The 16,341-nt window shown below is 72.5% G+C and carries 11 protein-coding genes; 4 read left to right on the forward strand and 7 right to left on the reverse strand.

Annotation, left to right across the window (positions count from 1 at the left end):
- The first annotated feature begins 41 nt into the window (after positions 1 to 41).
- Together DK419_RS19160 and DK419_RS19165 are read left to right on the forward strand one after the other, a co-directional pair.
- Entirely contained in the window at positions 42 to 839 is a 798-nt protein-coding gene (locus tag DK419_RS19160; protein WP_109960490.1) for an SDR family NAD(P)-dependent oxidoreductase, read from the forward strand.
- A 7-nt stretch (positions 840 to 846) separates the two neighbouring features.
- Positions 847 to 1,641 carry an SDR family NAD(P)-dependent oxidoreductase gene (locus DK419_RS19165; protein WP_109960491.1) on the forward strand — a complete coding sequence of 265 codons (795 nt, stop codon included), beginning with the start codon at positions 847 to 849 and terminating at the stop codon, positions 1,639 to 1,641.
- A gap of 133 nt (positions 1,642 to 1,774) precedes the next feature.
- Here the strand turns inward: DK419_RS19165 and DK419_RS19170 are convergent, their stop codons facing one another.
- Complete coding sequence (locus DK419_RS19170) at positions 1,775 to 2,602, reverse strand: transporter substrate-binding domain-containing protein (protein ID WP_208642368.1); 828 nt, start codon at positions 2,600 to 2,602, stop codon at positions 1,775 to 1,777.
- 153 nt (positions 2,603 to 2,755) lie between these two features.
- Here DK419_RS19170 and DK419_RS19175 point away from each other — a divergent pair, with 153 nt between their 5' ends.
- Positions 2,756 to 4,588 (forward strand): glycosyltransferase family 2 protein, encoded by a 1,833-nt coding sequence (locus tag DK419_RS19175; RefSeq protein WP_109960493.1) that lies wholly within the window; start codon positions 2,756 to 2,758, stop codon positions 4,586 to 4,588.
- An 18-nt stretch (positions 4,589 to 4,606) separates the two neighbouring features.
- On the opposite strand, the gene DK419_RS19180 is transcribed toward DK419_RS19175, so the two are convergent.
- Complete coding sequence (locus DK419_RS19180) at positions 4,607 to 5,203, reverse strand: SCO family protein (RefSeq protein WP_109960494.1); 597 nt, start codon at positions 5,201 to 5,203, stop codon at positions 4,607 to 4,609.
- Positions 5,204 to 5,571: 368 nt separating this feature from the next.
- Here DK419_RS19180 and serA point away from each other — a divergent pair, with 368 nt between their 5' ends.
- Complete coding sequence (serA, locus tag DK419_RS19185; protein ID WP_109960495.1) at positions 5,572 to 6,819, forward strand: phosphoglycerate dehydrogenase; 1,248 nt, start codon at positions 5,572 to 5,574, stop codon at positions 6,817 to 6,819.
- A 39-nt stretch (positions 6,820 to 6,858) separates the two neighbouring features.
- Here serA and cysG read toward each other — a convergent pair whose 3' ends face one another.
- From cysG to DK419_RS19210, 5 genes are all read right to left on the reverse strand, one after another.
- A complete protein-coding gene (gene cysG / locus DK419_RS19190) occupies positions 6,859 to 8,316 on the reverse strand; it encodes a siroheme synthase CysG (protein WP_109960496.1) in 1,458 nt (485 codons plus the stop codon).
- 54 nt (positions 8,317 to 8,370) lie between these two features.
- Positions 8,371 to 11,052: a nitrate reductase gene (locus DK419_RS19195; protein WP_109960497.1), complete on the reverse strand. Its 2,682-nt coding sequence runs from the start codon at positions 11,050 to 11,052 to the stop codon at positions 8,371 to 8,373.
- Positions 11,053 to 11,402: 350 nt separating this feature from the next.
- Positions 11,403 to 13,016, reverse strand: coding sequence for a sulfite reductase subunit alpha (locus DK419_RS19200; protein ID WP_109960498.1), 1,614 nt, complete (start codon positions 13,014 to 13,016; stop codon positions 11,403 to 11,405).
- Between the two features lie 304 nt (positions 13,017 to 13,320).
- Positions 13,321 to 15,108: a NirA family protein gene (locus tag DK419_RS19205; protein WP_109960499.1), complete on the reverse strand. Its 1,788-nt coding sequence runs from the start codon at positions 15,106 to 15,108 to the stop codon at positions 13,321 to 13,323.
- Between the two features lie 11 nt (positions 15,109 to 15,119).
- A complete protein-coding gene (locus DK419_RS19210; RefSeq protein ID WP_109960500.1) occupies positions 15,120 to 16,337 on the reverse strand; it encodes an NAD(P)/FAD-dependent oxidoreductase in 1,218 nt (405 codons plus the stop codon).
- Positions 16,338 to 16,341: the final 4 nt, after the last annotated feature.

The raw sequence follows: 16,341 nt of genomic DNA on the forward strand, positions 1-16,341 counted from the left end.
CGTCCGCGGATCCCAAGGAAGGTCGGCGCATGGGAGGACCCATGACCGACAGACCTTCGGCGGGCTTGTTCGATCTCACCGGCCGGGTGGCGGTGGTCACCGGCGGCAATGGCGGCATCGGGCTCGGGATGGCCGAGGCTCTCGCCGCGGCCGGCTGCGCGGTCTCGATCTGGGGCCGCGACGGGGAGAAGAACCGCCGCGCGCTGGAGCGCCTCGCCACCGCGGGCAGCCCGGTCGCGGCGGAGACCTGCGACGTCGCCGACGCGGATGCGGTGCAGCGCGCCTTCGACGCGACGCTCGCGCGTTTCGGCCGGGTGGACGGGATGTTCGCCAATGCCGGCGTAGCGGGAGGCGGGCGGCGCTCGTTCCTGGAGCGGGGCGCGGACGAGTGGCGGCGCACCTTCGCGGTCAACCTCGACGGGGTGGTGGCGAGCTTCCAGGTCGCCGCCCGGCACATGGCCGAGCGAGCCGGCAGCGGCGACGGCTTCGGGCGGCTCGTCGCCACGTCGAGCGTCGCCTCGCTCCTCGGGGCGGCCCGCAACGAGCATTACGGGGCCACCAAGGGGGCGCTCAACGCGATGGTCCGCGCGCTCGCGGTCGAGCTCGCCCGTTACGACGTGACCGCCAACGCGATCCTGCCGGGCTGGATCGAGAGCGACATGACGGCGGGCCTGATGGCGAACGAGAAGTTCGTGACCTTCAACCTGCCGCGCATCCCCGCCCGCCGCTTCGGCCGGCCGGAGGATTTCGGCGGCATCGCCGTCTACCTGATGAGCGGGGCGTCGGCCTACCATACCGGCCAGGTGCTGGTGATCGATGGCGGCTACACGGTCGCGTGAGGGCACGATGGCACGGTTCACCGACAAGGCGGTCCTCGTCACCGGCGCCGGCAGCGGCATCGGCCGCGCCTCCGCCCTGCTGTTTGCCCGCGAGGGCGCGGCGGTCGCATTGGTCGACCGCGACGCGGCCGGGGTCGAGGAGAGTGCGGCGCTGATCGCGGCGCAGGGCGGCCGGGCGCTCGCGCTCGCAGGCGATGCCGGCCGCGAGGCCGACGTGACCGGCTTCCTCGGCGCCGCCGAGCGGGCCTTCGGCCGGCTCGACGCCATCCACGCCAATGCGGGGATCGGCGGCGGCACCGTGCCGTTCACCGAGCAGAGCGTCGCGCTCTGGGAGGAGGTCCTGCGGGTCAACCTGATCGGCGCCTTCCTGGCGATCAAGCACGGGGGTCCCCTGCTCCTGCGCCACGGCGGCGGGGCGATCGTCTGCACCGCCTCCGTCGCGGGCCTGCGCGCCAACGCGGCGGGCGCCGCCTACAGCGCCAGCAAGGCCGGGGTGATCAGCCTGGTCCAGACCGCGGCCGACGCCTTCGCGGGCTCGGGCTTGCGGATCAACGCCGTCTGCCCGGGCCTGATCGAGACCGGCATGACGGCTGGCCTGTTCGCCGCCGCGCGGGCGAAGGGCAAACAGGATCGCATCGGCCAGCTCAACCCCTCGCGCCGGGCGGGCCTGCCGGAGGAGGTCGCTGCCGCGGCGGTGTTCCTGGCGAGCGACGAGGCCTCGTACGTCAACGGCCAGGCGCTCAGCGTCGATGGCGGGCTGTCGAGCACGCATCCGTTCGTGCCGCGGATGCCGAGGGTCTGATCGCAGTTCCGGACGATTCCTTCCGGGAATGGTATCGCAAGCCCGCGCGGTGGAGCCGAAGGCTCCACACGCATGAGCGCGGCCGAAATCCGCATTGCGAAGCCATCCGTCGGATTTCGGATGACGCGTCGGCTCAGAACGGGCTCACCGGGAAGAACCGCAGGTACAGTTCGGCGTACTTGCCCTCGTCCCACAGGCGCTGGAGCGCGTCGTCGAGGGCGCGGGCCAGGACCTCGTCCTCCTTGCGGGTGACGAAGCCGATGCCCTCGCCGAAGTAGCGGTTCTCCAGGTAGTCGCCGCCGACGAACGCGCAGCACCCGGCCGCGTCGGTGCCGCCGATCCAGAGCGCCAGCGCCAGCCCGTCGCCGAACAGGTACTCGATCTCGCCCCGGCGCAGGGCCGCCTCGGCGGTGGCGAGGTCCGGGTAGGTCTTCGGCTCGACGTGGAAGAAGCGGCGCAGATAGGCCTCGTGCGCGGTGCCCGAGACCACCCCGGTCGGGTGCTCGGCGACCGCCTTCACGTCGGGGGCGGGCAGCCCCTTGTCGCCGCGCACCGCGAAGCGGGCGGGCCAGCGGAAATACGGCCGGGTCGCGCGGTGCCCGACGCGCAGGGAGGGGTTGAGCGGAACGGCGGCCGCCACCACGTCGCCCTGGTTGGCCTGGAGCGCGTCGAGGAGGGTGTCGAACCGGCGCACCTGCACGGTGCAGGTCAGGCCGAGCTTCTCGCACGCCGCCCGGGCGAGCTCGACGGAAAAACCCGTCGGGTTGCCGTCCGGCCCGGCGAAGTGCAGCGGCGGGTACTCGTCGTCGGTGAGGAAGCGGACCGGCCGGGTGGTCTGCGGCGGCTCCGGCCGCTCCAGCCGGGCGCGGGGGTTCCAGAAGTTCGGGATCGTCACCGCCTCGGCGGCGGCCGGCGACGTCGCCGGGACCGCACCGGCGGCCAGGATCAGCAGGGCTGCCATCGTGCCGCGCAGCTGACGCTGCAGCATCCGCGCCACGGTTGCACGGAATCCGCCAGCAAGGAGGCGCGACGCTGTCGCGGGGACGGGGAGAGCCATAGGCTCTCGTATCACGAACCCCCGCCGGGGGGAGCCGGCAACTTCGGAAGGCCCGCGATGTTCGTCGAGGTCCGGTCCCCGCACGGCGCCGCCGTCACGCTGCCGGGCGAGCTCGCCTTCCTGCTCGGCCAGGGCGTCGATCTCGGGCTCGTGCGCCACGCCGCCGCCCTGGCCCGGCGGGAGGGCACGGAACCGGTGGCGGCCCTGCTGCGGGCCGGACTGATGAGCGAGGCCGACTATTACGCCGCCCTCGCCCGGGCGCTCGGCCGGCCGTTCCGCGGCGACGGCCTCGCCCTGCATCCCGGGGCCCGCTTTCCCGACGACATCCGTCTCGGCGCCGCGATCGGCGCGCGCGGCGAGGTCTTCCTCGCTCCGCCGCCCGCGGCTGTCGGCGCGCTCCTCGTCGCGGGTGCGCCGCCGGGAGCAGTGCTCACCACGCCGGCGGCGCTCGCGGCGGCGGTGCTCGGCACCGCCGGTCCCCGCGCCGCGGCCCGGGCCGCCGAGGCGCTGGAGGTGCGCGCACCCGACTGGGCCTATCGTCCGGGCCTGCATCCGGGGCAGATCCTCGCCCTGATGCTCGGGCTTTCCGCCGCCCTGCTTCTCCTCGACGCCGCGTCCTGGCTGCAGCTCATCGCCCTCGCGCTCCTCAACGCGGCCGTCCTGGCGGTGATCGTCTTCCGCCTCGCCGCGCCGCTGCTGCGGCCCGATCCCCTGCCGGCGCTCGCCCCCGTGCCGGACGCCGAGCTGCCGGTCTACACCGTGCTGGTGGCGCTCTACCGCGAGACCGGGGTGGTGCCGCGGCTGGTGAGCGCGCTCGCCCGCCTCGACTACCCGGCCTCGAAGCTCGACCTGAAATTCGTGATCGAGGCCGACGACGCGGCGACGGCCGCGGCGCTTCGCGCCCTGCCGCTGCCGGCCCGGTTCGAGATCGTGACGGCGCCGGCCGGGCTGCCGCGCACCAAGCCGCGGGCCCTGAACGTCGCCCTGCCGCTCGCCCGCGGCGCGCATCTCGTGGTCTACGACGCCGAGGACGTGCCGGATCCGGGCCAGCTCAGGGCCGCCGCCGCCCTGTTCCGCGCCGGCCCGGGGAGGCTCGCCTGCCTGCAGGGCCGGCTGGTGATCGACAACACCGAGGATTCCTGGATCACCCGTTGCTTCACCCTCGAATACGCGGCCCTGTTCGACGTGGTCCTGCCGCTGCTGACGGCGGCGCACCTGCCGGTGCCGCTCGGCGGCACCACCACCCATTTCCGCACGCAGATCTTGCGCGAGCTGTACGGCTGGGACGCCTGGAACGTCACCGAGGACGCCGATCTCGGCCTGCGCCTCGCGCTCGCCGGGTACCGGGTCGGCGATTTGCCGCTCGCGACCCTGGAGGAGGCCCCCGCCGCCTTCCGCCCGTGGCTGCGCCAGCGCGTCCGCTGGATGAAGGGCTTCGTCCAGACCACGATCACCCACAGCCGACACCCGGTCCGGGCGCTCCGGCGCCTCGGCCCCCTCGGCCTGCTCTGCGCCGTCGCGATGGTGCCCGGCACGGTGGTCTGCGCCCTCGCCTACCCGTTCGGGATCGCGCTCGCGGCCTGGCACGTCGCCGCCGGGCCGCTGCCGGCGGTGCCGGACGTCCTCGCCAACCTGGTGACGGGGACCGGCGCCGCCGTCTTCCTGGCGGGGCTCGTGGCGATGGGGTGGCCGCCCCTCGTCGGCTGCCGGCGGCGGGGCTGGCCCGGGCTCGCCCCCTGGGTGCTGATGCTGCCGGTCTATTACGGCCTCGTCAGCCTGGCGGCCTGGCTCGGCCTCGTCGAGCTGCTGCTCGCGCCCTACCGCTGGAACAAGACCGAGCACGGCCTCGCTGCCACCTCCCGCACCGGGGCGATGAAGCGGCGGGCGTGAGGCTCGGGGTTCCCGGGCTCAGAGCTGGCGCGCCACCTCGTCGGCGGCGTCCTGCGCCGGGCGCATCAGATTGAGCGAGCCGACGAAGTGGCCGCGCCCGTCCATGATGTAGACGAGCGCCGTGTGCTCCATCGTGTAGTCGCCCTCCTTCAGCGGCACCTTGCGGCTGTAGGCCCGGTAGGCCTTCACGGTGGCGGCCACCGCCTCGGGCGAGCCGGTCAGCCCGACGATGCGCGGATCGAAGCTCGACAGGTACTCCTTCAGCGCCTTCGGGTCGTCGCGCTCGGGATCGACGGTGACGAACAGGGCCTTCACGTCGCGGCCCTTCGGCCCCAGCGCCGCCAGCACGTCCGAGATCTGCTGCAGGGTCGTCGGGCAGATGTCCGGGCAGTGGGTGAAGCCGAAGAACACCAGGTGCGGCTTGCCGGCGAAGTCCCGGTCGCTGACGGTGCGGCCGTCCTGGTTCACCAGGGTGAACGGTCCGCCGACGGCGCTGGTGCCGGTGGTGACGGGCCGGCCGAGCATCAGGCTGGCGGCGAGGCCCAATACCGCGAGGCCGAGGACGAAGACGAGGAGCGGGATCGCGGCGCGGCGCATCCGGGGCGTGAGGGGCATCGGCGGTGTCTTCCTGGCTTCCCGTGAGAGGGCGGGGCCGTCCGGGACAAAACCCTTTGAAGATCGAGCGCGGGTCTCCCCTCTCCCACTCGGGAGAGGGGAGACCCGCGCTCTTTCTTTCCCCCGGACGGTCCTGAATGAAGGGCAGAGGTCGGTGGACCACCGCCCGCCTCGTCCTGCAAGGGGGCACGGGGTCGCCCTGCCGGTCGAATGGGAATGCCCGCGCGGCAGGCGCAGCACTGCCCTGCGCGTGAGCAGGCGCACGGACTCGACCCCCATGTTGCGTTGCGTCGCGCGCTCTCCTATCGGTCGCGGCGACCGGTCCGCACCTCCCGCGGTATCCGGCCCCCGTTTCCAAGAAGACCGCCATGGCCGACAAGCTCTCACTGCCCAAGGACAAGATTCGCGTCCTGCTGCTCGAAGGCATCAACGACAGCGCGGTGTCGCTGCTCGAGGCGTCCGGCTACGTCACCGTCACGCGGCTGGCCAAGGCCCTCGACCCGGCCGACCTGCACCAGGCCCTCAAGGGCGTCCACATCCTCGGCATCCGCTCGCGCACCCAGCTCGACGAGGCCGCCTTCGAGGCCGCCGACCGCCTGATGGCGGTGGGCTGCTTCTCGGTCGGCACCAACCAGGTCGACCTCGACGCGGCGCGCCGGCGCGGCATCCCGGTCTTCAACGCGCCGTTCTCCAACACCCGCTCGGTGGCCGAGCTCGTCATCGGCGAGATCGTGATGCTGCTCCGCCGCATCGTGCCGCGCTCGGTCTCGGCCCATGTCGGCGGCTGGGACAAGTCGGCGAACGGCTCGTTCGAGGTGCGCGGCAAGACGCTCGGCATCGTCGGCTACGGCAATATCGGCTCGCAGCTCTCGAACCTCGCCGAGGGTATGGGCATGCGGGTGATCTTCCACGATCTCACCGACCGCCTGCGCCACGGCAACACCGAGCCGGTCGAGAGCCTGAACGCGCTGCTCGCCCAGAGCGACGTGGTCTCGCTGCACGTGCCCGAGACCGCCTCGACGAACAACATGATCGGCGAGGCCGAGATCCGGGCGATGAAGCCGGGCTCGTACCTCATCAACAATTCCCGCGGCACGGTGGTCGACCTCGACGCCCTGGCCTCGGCCTTGAAGGACGGGCACCTGCGGGGAGCGGCCGTCGACGTGTTCCCGGTCGAGCCGAAATCGAACAGCGAGCGCTTCAACTCGCCGCTCCAGGGGCTGGAGAACGTCATCCTCACCCCGCATGTCGGCGGCTCGACCGAGGAGGCGCAGGAGCGCATCGGCGCCGAGGTGGCCCGCAAGCTCGTCGACTACTCGGATATCGGCTCGACGGTCGGCGCGGTGAACTTCCCGCAGGTGCAGCTGCCGGCCCGGCCGACCGGCCTGCGCTTCATCCACGTGCAGCGCAACCTGCCGGGCATGCTCGGGCGCCTCAACGAGACCTTCGCCCGCAAGCAGATCAACATCGCGGCGCAGTTCTACCAGACCGACGGCGAGGTCGGCTACGTCGTGGTCGAGACCGACGCGACCGACGTCGATCCGGAGGCCCTGCTCGAGGAGCTGCGCGCCATCGACGGGACGATCCGGGCGCGGCTGCTCTACGAGCGGCGGTAAAATCCGAGGCGCCCCGGGGTCGCCGGGGCGCCCGATCCTCTACTGCGCCGCCGAGGCCAGCGCCTCGGCGACCACCGCCTCGCGCTCGGCCCGCCCGAGCGCATTGCCCACCATCACGATCGCGGGTCCCTCCAGCCCCGCCGCCGCGACCCGGTCGGCGAGGTCGCGGGCCTGACCCTGCACCACCGCCTGGTCGGGGCGGGTGGCGTTGAACACCACGAGGGCGGGCGTCGCCGGCGGCAGGCCCTCGGCCACGGCCTGTCCCAGCAGGGCGCGCATGGTGCGCTTGGGCATGTAGATCACCGTCGTGACGGTGGGGTCGGCGAGCGCGGCCCAGTTGAGGTCGTCCGGCAGGGTGCCGCGGCGGTCGTGGCCGGTGACGTATTGCAGGCGCCGCGCCGCGTCGCGGTGGGTGAGCGAGACGCCGAGCGAGGCCGCCGCCCCTTGCGCCGCCGTGACGCCGGGCACCACGGTGACCGGGATGCCCGCCTCCCGGCAGGCGTCGATCTCCTCGCCGGCCCGGCCGAAGACCAGGGGGTCGCCGGACTTGAGCCGCACCACCCTTTTTCCGCTCCTCGCCAGCGACACCATCAGGGCGTTGATGTCGTCCTGGCGGCAGGACGGGCCGTGGCCGGTCTTGCCGACCAGCATCGTGCGGGCCTCGCGCCGGGCGTAATCCAGGATCTCGGGTGCGACGAGGTCGTCGTAGAGGATCACGTCGGCGCTGCGCAGGGCGCGGAGGGCCTTGAGGGTCAGGAGCTCGGCATCGCCCGGACCGGCTCCGACCAGGACGACGCTGCCGCCGGTCGGCGCGACGTCGCTCTCGGCGATCAGCGCGTCGAGGTCGGACCGGACCGGCGCCCGCTCCGGGTTGGCGAAGGCGCGGTCGGTGAAGCGCTCCCAGAAGGCCCGGCGCTCGCCGAAGACGGGGTAGCGGGCGCCGACCTCGGCGCGCCAGTCGCGGGCGGCCGCCACCCAGGCCTTGAAGCCCGAAGGCAGCATCGCCTCGATGCGGGCCCGCACGGTCTGGCCGAAGACCGGGACCGCGCCCTCCGTCGAGATGCCGACGACGAGGGGCGAGCGGTTGACGATGGCGCCGAACGAGACGTCGCAGAGATGCGGCCGGTCGATGGCGTTGACGATGGCGCCGGCGGCGCGAGCGGCGCCGACGAAGCACGCGCACTCGCCCTCGTCCTCGAAGGCCGCGATGGCGAAGGCGGCCCCCTCCAGGTCGGCCGGCGACCAGTCGCGCTCGTGCAGCACCACCTTGCCGGCGACGGCCTCGGCGGGAGCGCCGCGCATCTCCTCGGTCGGTTCGGGGGCGAACACGTCGACATGGGCGCCGGCGGCGGCGAGCAGCTTCACCTTCCAGGCCGCCCCCCCGTTGGCCCCGGCGAGCACCGCGCGCTTGCCCGTGAGCGTCACGAAGACCGGGAGCACGGCCAGGGGCTCGAGCCCCGGGGAACGGGTCTCGCGGGGAGCACGGGGGGTACGCATGGGACGGTGGGTTTCTGACACGAGTCTCGGGAAGTCCTGCGTCATCAGATGCCCCTATGCGGAAGCGGGCGCAAGTTCGGCGGCCAGCAGCTTGCGGATCTCAGGGATGCACGAGCCGCAATTGGTGCCGGCCTTGCACGCCGACCCCACCGCCTCGACCCCGTGCGCCCCGCCCCGGATCACCCCCCGGATCGTGTCGATCCCGACCGTATGGCAGGCGCAGACGAGCGGACCGGTGCCGGCGCTCGCGGCCCGTCCCGAGATCAGGGCGCGGCGGGCCGCGGGCTCCAGCAGTTCCTGGGTGCGGAAGAACGCCTTGGCGGCGTCCCAGGTCGGGCGCTCGGCCGCCGGCGCCAGGGCCAGCACGCCGAGCAGCCGCCCGTCCCGGAAGGCGGCGGCGCGGTAGCGGCCGCGGGCCGGGTCGGCGTACTCGCTGAAGGTCGCGCCCGGGAAGGTCTCGCGCATCAGGGCGGCGGCCTCGGGCACGCCGTCCTGGGCGGCGAAGATCAGGCCGGTCGCGCCCTCCAGGCTCGCCCGCGCCCACCACCAGCCGTACGGCGCCGCCACGGTCTCGCGGGTGATGAGGTAGCCGCGGGAGCGGTAGGGCTCGGCGGCGATCGAGGCCGGGGTCGCCTTGAGCTCGGGCTGGCCCGAGACCGGGTCGACGGCTCCTTGCGCCAGCGCGCCGACGCGGCCGTCCGAGGTGTTGGCCTCGCTCCAGTGCATCGGCGCGAACAGCACGCCGGGTTGCGCGCCGGGCGTCACCATCACTTCGAGCACCGCCGCGCCGTGGGCGGTGCGCACCCGGGCGAGGTCGCCGTCGGTCAGGCCCGCGGTCGCGGCGTCGTCGGGGTGGACCTCGACGAAGGGCACGGCGCGATGGGCCGAGAGGCGCGGGCTCTTCCCCGTGCGGGTGAGCGTGTGCCAGTGGTCGCGCACCCGGCCGGTATTGAGGCGCAACGGCAGCGCGTCGCTGACGGCTTGCGCGAGGGCCGGCTTCTGCACCGCGACGAAGCGGGCCTTGCGGTCGCGGGTGTAGAAGCCGCCATTGGCGAAGAAGCGCGTCTGCGGCGCCCTGGCCTTGCGGGTCAGCGGCCACTGCACCGGGGCGGCGGCGTCGTAGGCGGCATCCGTGATGTCGGCGAGCCCGCCGAGGTCGAAGTCGCGGCTGCCGCGGTTCTCGAACTCCGACAGGGCGGCGTGCTCGCGGAACACCGCCGCCGCGCTCGGCCAGGCGAAGGCCTTGGCGTGGCCGAGGCGCTTGGCCACCTGGGCCATGATCCACCAATCGGCCCGCGCCTCGCCCGGGCCTTTCAGGAAGGCGCGCTGGCGCGAGATGCGGCGCTCGGAATTGGTCACCGTGCCGTCCTTCTCGCCCCAGGCGAGGGCCGGCAGCAGGATCGCGTTGCGCGCCCGCGCCGTGTCGGTGTTCGCCACTACCTCGGAGACCACGTAGGTGTCGAGCTTCTGGAGCGCCGCCCGCACCCGGTCGGCCCGGGGCATCGAGACGGCGGGGTTGGTGCCCATCACCCAGAGCGCCTTGATCTTGCCGCGCTCGATCGCCTCGAAGAGCTGCACCGCCTTCAGGCCCTCGCCGGTGATGATGTTCGGCGCGGCCCAGAACCGGCGCACCAGGTCCACCTCTTCCGGCGTGAAGTGCATGTGGGCGGCCAGCATGTTGGCGAGCCCGCCGACCTCGCGCCCGCCCATGGCGTTGGGCTGGCCGGTGAGCGAGAACGGCCCCATGCCGGGCCGGCCGATGCGGCCGGTGGCGAGGTGGCAGTTGATGATCGCGTTGGCCTTGTCGGTGCCTTGCGCCGACTGGTTCACCCCCTGCGAGGTCGCGGTGACGACCCGCGGCGTGGTGCGGAACAGCGTGAAGAAGGTCTCGACCTCGGCCTCGCTCAGGCCGGTGGCGGCAGCCGTCGCGGGAACCGTCGGGGCGATCTGGCGGGCGCGCTCCAGGGCCGGCTCGAAGCCGGCGGTGTGCTCGGCGATGTAGCGCGGATCGAGGGCGCCATTGTCCGCGAGGTGGACCAGGAGGCCGGAGAACAGCGCGGTGTCGGTGCCGGGCCGGATGCCGAGGAAGAGATCGGCCTCCTCGCCGGTCTGGGTCATGCGGGGATCGATGGCGACGATTCTGGTGCCGCGCTTCTCCCGCGCGTCGAGCATGCGCCGGAACAGGATCGGGTGGCACCAGGCGGTGTTGGAGCCGACCAGCACCAGGAGGTCGGCCTCGTCGAGGTCCTCGTAGCAGCCCGGCACCGTGTCGGAGCCGAAGGCGCGGCGGTGGGCCGCCACCGAGGACGACATGCACAGGCGCGAGTTGGTGTCGACGTGGGGCGTGCCGATGAAGCCCTTCGCGAGCTTGTTGGCGACGTAGTAATCCTCGGTGAGCAACTGGCCCGAGAGATAGAACGCCACCGATTCCGGCCCGTGCGCCGCGATCGTGCGCCGGAAGCCCTCGGCCACGGCGTCGAGCGCCTCGTCCCAGCTCGCCCGCCGCCCGGCGATCTCCGGGTGCAGCAGCCGGTCGTCGAGGGAGAGGGTTTCGCCGAGCGCCGAGCCCTTCGAGCACAGCCGGCCGAAATTCGCCGGATGCTGCGGATCGGCCGCGACGCTCGCGCCTCCCTGGCCGTCCGGCCGGGCGAGCACGCCGCAGCCGACGCCGCAATACGGGCAGGTGGTCCGGACGGGGGGGGCCTCGGGAGTGAGGGCCGGCACGTGCAGGTTCATCGCGGGAGCCTTTCGCCGGGCGTGGGGTGGGTGGGGCCGGTGAGGGTCGGTATGCAATGTTCGAGCCGCGACGTGCCTCCGGCGGCTCGCAATTCACCCGAGCAGATCGTCCAGGGTGACGTCGAGAACGGCAGCGATCTCCCGATCGGTGTCGATGGTGCCGTCCCGCTTCAGTGCTTCCCACCCACGACCTCATCCTGAAGTGTTGGTCGATCCTTGATCGACCGACCTCGAAGGAGGGCTCCAGGAGTCTCGGAGAGTTCTGGAGCCCTCCTTCGAGGCCTCCACTGCGCTCCGGCATTCAGGATGAGGTTGCGAGTAGGAAGGAGGGCAGCCTTGGCTGACCGCCCTCAGTACACGTCCGCCTGGTACCGGTTCGCCTTCTTCAGCGCCGCGAGGTACGCCACCGCCTCGTCCGGGCTCTTGCCGCCGTGGCTCGCCGCCACGTCGATGATCGCCCGCTCGACGTCCTTGGCCATGCGCTTGGCATCGCCGCAGACGTAGAAATGGGCGCCCTCCTCCAGCCAGCGCCACAGCTCGCGGCCGTTCTCGCGCATCCGGTCCTGGACGTAGGTCTTCTCGCCCCCGTCGCGCGACCAGGCCAGCGACAGGCGGGTCAGCACGCCCTGGTCCTTCAGGCCGTTGAGCTCGTCGCGGTAGAAGAAGTCCGAGGCCTGGCGCTGGTGGCCGAAGAACAGCCAGTTCCGGCCCGGCGCCGCGGTGGCGGCGCGCTCGCGCAGGAAGGCGCGGAACGGCGCGACACCGGTGCCGGGGCCGACCATGATCACCGGGGTCTCGGGCGTGGAAGGCAGGCCAAAGCCGTGGGCCTTCTGCAGGTAGACCTTCACCGTGGCGGTCTCGGCCAGGCGCTCGCCGAGATGAGTCGAGGCGACGCCGAGGCGCAAGCGCGAACGGTGGCTGTAGCGCACCGCGTCGACGGTGAGCGAGACCCGGCCCGGATCGGCCTTGGGCGAGGACGAGATCGAGTAGAGCCGCGGCTGCAATTCGTCGAGGGCTTCGAGGAAGACCTCGGCGTCGGGCCGGGCGCCAGGGAACTTGTGAAGGGCGCCGAGCACGTCGAGATAGGCCGCATCGCCGTCCGGGTCCTCGCCGGCGCTCAGCGCCTGGGCCTTCTTGCGCTGCGCGCCGGAGGTGAGGAGCGAGAGGAGCTGGAACAGCCCGTCGGGGGCGCCGCCGAGCGAGTAGTTGGTGAGCAGGTGATCGCGCAGGGTCTTCTCGCCGAGCTTCGTCGCGATGACCCGCTCCGGCCGGGCGCCGAGCTCGGCGATGACAGCATCTGCCAGCGCCGGGGCGTTGGCGGGAAACAGGCCCAGCGAATCGCCGACCACGTAGTCGATGCCGGTGCCGGTCAGATCGATCTCGACGTGCCAGGTCTCCTTCTCGCCGCCGGGCGCGTTGAGGCGGCGGCGGGAGAGGAACACCGCCTCGGCCGGGTTCTCGCGGCAGAGGCCGTAGGGGCCGACCGGGGCCTCGGCTTTCGGGGCGTCATCGGACGCGGAAGCGGCTGCGCCGGCGGGAGCGGCGGTGCCGAACTCCGCCTCCAGCTTCTTCAGCATCCGGAGCGTCTCCTTGCCGCCCGGCTGGCAGAGGTTCAGGCGCTCCTCCTTCTTGAGGAAGAGGGCGTTGGCATACTCGGCGCAGTTGTAGCCGCACTGGCCGCAATCCTGCTGGGCCATGGCGGCCATCAGCTTCTGCGGCTCGGAGCGGTCCTTGGCGAGCGTCATGCGGTCGTCGAGGCCCATCGACGGGTCGTGCCAGGGCGCGTCGCCGTTGTCGGCGAGTGCGGGACCGCCGGGCACCTCGCCGGCCGGAAGCGCCGTCGCGCCCTCGACCGCCGGCCCGAGCAGGGCCGCGAAGTAGCCCGACAGCCAGGCGCGCTGGTCGGTGTTGAAGGGAGCGGATTCGGGGATCAGGACGAGCGGGGGAGCGACGTGCTGGGTCATCGGGGGTTACCGGAGAAGAGTGGCGTTCCGCCGGTGATGCACCGGCCTTCTCCTCTCCCCACAGATCCCGGTCTCGCCCGGGATCTGCAGGTGAGGAGCGAAGTCGGGCGAGCTCGACTTCGTTGCGGGGAGAGGGCCGTGTCTCCGTGCAGGAAACGCGGCGAGGCGTCAGCCGAGGGCGAGGGGGTGTTTCCGGAGGAGCCTCATCCGGAGGCACCCCCTCACCCTCGCCCTGCGGGCTCGCTGCATCGCCTGGACGGCGACGCAGCCCTCTCCCCGCCCGCGGGGAGAGGAGAATGGCGGGCTACTCGGCCGCCTCCAGCAGTCGTTCGCTCGCCAGCCCCTTCAGGGCCTCCGGCCCGCGGCGGGCGGTGTAGGCCTGGAAGGTCTCGTCGGGGCCGGTGCGGTGGTGGAGATAATCGGTGAGCAGGGTCTCGACCCGGCCGGGACAGTCCTCGGCCTTCACGGCCTTCCAGATCTCGGTGCCGATCTTGGCCGCCTCGCCGAAGCCGCCGCCGACCACGATGTCGTAGCCCTCGACGGTGTCGCCCTCCTCGCTCACCGTCACCTTGGCGCCGATGAGCCCGATATCGCCGATGTAGTGCTGGGCGCAGGAATGGTGGCAGCCGGTGAGGTGGACGTTGACCGGCACGTCGAGCCCCGGCACGGCCGCCTCGACGTGATCGGCGATGAGGAGCGCGTGGCCCTTGGTGTCGGCGGCGGCGAACTTGCAGCCGCGGTTGCCCGTGCAGGCGACGAGGCCGGCGCGGATGCTCGACGCCTTGGTGGAGAGGCCTAAGCCCGCGACGCGGGATTCGACCTCCGCCACACGATCGTCGGGCACGCCCGAGAACAGGAAGTTCTGCCACACGGTCAGGCGGATCTGGCCGTCGCCGCAATCCTGCGCGATCTTGGCGAGCGCCCGCATCTGGTCGGTGGTCATCTTGCCGACCGGGAGCACCACGCCGATCCAGTTGAGGCCCGGCTGAACCTGCTTGTGCACACCGACATGGGCGTAGCGGTCGAAGCCGCCGCGCGGCGTCACGTGAGAAGGATCGACCCGCTCCAGCTTGCGGCCGAGCTTGTCTTCCACGGCGGCGAGGTACTTGTCGTAGCCCCAGGCATCGAGGACGTACTTCATCCGCGACTTGTTGCGGTTGGTGCGATCGCCGTTCTCGATGAAGACCCGCAGGATCGCGTCGGCGACGGCGTTGCACTCCCGCGGCCGCAGCACCACGCCGGTGTCGCGGGCGATGTCGCGATGGCCGGTGATGCCGCCGAGCACCAAGCGCATCCAGATCCCGGGCTCGATGGCGGCGCCTTCCGTCACCTCGACCGCCTGGAACCCGATGTCGTTGGTCTCCTCCAGCACCGGCAGCACGCCGCCGCCGTCGAAGGCGACGTTGAACTTGCGCGGCAGGCCGAAGAGCGAGCGGTCGTTGAGGATGTGGTTGTGCCAGGACTTGGCGAGCGGGCGCGTGTCGAGGAGTTCCTGGGCGTCGATGCCGGCGGTCGGCGAGCCGGTGACGTTGCGGATGTTGTCGGCGCCGGCGCCGCGGGCGGTGAGCCCGAGATCGACGAGGCCGTCGAGGAAGGGCTGGCCGTGCTCAGGGCTGATCTCGCGGACCTGGAGGTTCGCCCGCGTCGTGACGTGGCTGTAGCCGCCGCCATGGGCGTCGGCGAGATCGGCGATGCCGGCGAACTGCCAGTGGTGCAGGATGCCGTTCGGGATCCGCAGGCGGCACATGTAGGAGTTCTGGGCCGGCGCGACCCAGAACAGGCCGTGGTAGCGCCAGCGGAAATTGTCCTCGGGCTTGGGCGCCTTGCCGGTCTCGGCCTCGGCGATCAGGCGGTTGTGGCCGTCGAAGGGGTTCTCGGCCCGCTTCCACTTCTCCTGGTCGGCGAGCTTGCCGCCGGCCTTCACGGTGCGGTCCTGCGCCTTGATGTGGATCGCGTCCGGCCCGGTCGGCTCGGTGGCGGGAGCCGCAGCAGGGCCGCCCCCGGCGAGGCCGCCGGTCATGCGGATTGCGGCGATGCCGTGGGAGAAGCCTTCGAGGTAGCGCTTCTGCTCGGCGTCGAAGTCGTCGGCCATCGCGGGCTCCTTCACGCTGCGAGGGATTGGGGAGAGGGGCGACCGAACATCAGGTCGTCCCGGTCGTCGGAGGTGATCGGGTCGCCGGTGCGGATCAGGGACTTGCACCAGCCCTGCTCGGCGACGTCGCCGACGAAGACCGCGCCGATCAGGCGGTCGCCGTCGATCACGAGCTTGCGGTAGAGGCCGGCGGCCGGATCGCTCCAGGTCACGGCTTGCGCGCCCTCGGGCACGTCGACGGCCCCGGCGGAGAAGACCGGCAGGCCGGAGACCTTGAGGCTCGTCGCGAGCGAGGTGCCGGCGTAAGCGGCCTCGATCCCGCAGAGGTGGCGGGCCAGCACCTCGGCCTGCTCGTAGGCCGGTTCGACGAGGCCGTAGGTCTGGCCCCGGTGCTCGGCGCATTCGCCGAGCGCGTAGATCCCCGGCACCGAGGTCGCCATCGCGTCGTCGACCCGGATGCCGCGGCCGACCGCGAGGCCGGCACTCGCCGCGAGCGCCGTCGAGGGGCGCACGCCGACCGACATCACCACGAGGTCGGCCGGCAGCACCGTGCCGTCGGACAGGACCAGGCGTTCCACCTTGCCGTCGCCCTCGACCGCGGCGGTGTCGGCGTTCAGGATCACCCGCACGCCGCGGGCCTCCATCGCCTCGCGCACGAGGCCGGCGGCGGCGTGGTCGAGCTGGCGCTCCATCAGCCGGTCCATGACGTGCAGGAGCGTGGTGTCGACCCCGAGCCGGGCGAGGCCCACCGCCGCCTCGAGCCCGAGGAGGCCGCCGCCGATCACGATCGCCCGCGCGCCCGCCACCGCCGCCCGGCGGATCGCCGCGACGTCGGCGAGATCCCGGAAGGTGATGATCCCGGGCAGATCCATGCCGGGCTTCGGCAGCCGGATCGGCACCGAGCCGACCGCCAGCACCAGCTGGTCGTAAGGGAGCACCAGCCCCTCGCCGACCTGCACGACCCGCTCCGCGGTGTCGATGGCGGTGGCGGGCGCGCCGGTGACCAGCGTGATGCCGTGCCCGGCGTACCAGTCGAGCCCGCGGAAGGTGCAGGCCGCCTCGTCGACCTCGCCGCCGAGCAGCGACGACAGCAGCACCCGGTTGTAGGCCGCCACCGGCTCGGCGCCGATGCAGGTGACGGCGTAGCGGCCGGGGGCGGCCTCGGTCAGCCGCTCCAGGAAGCGGAGCGAGGCCATGCCGTTGCCGATGACGACGAGGCGGTCCGTCATGGGC

This window comes from Methylobacterium terrae (assembly GCF_003173755.1).
GTDB classification, from domain to species: domain Bacteria; phylum Pseudomonadota; class Alphaproteobacteria; order Rhizobiales; family Beijerinckiaceae; genus Methylobacterium; species Methylobacterium terrae.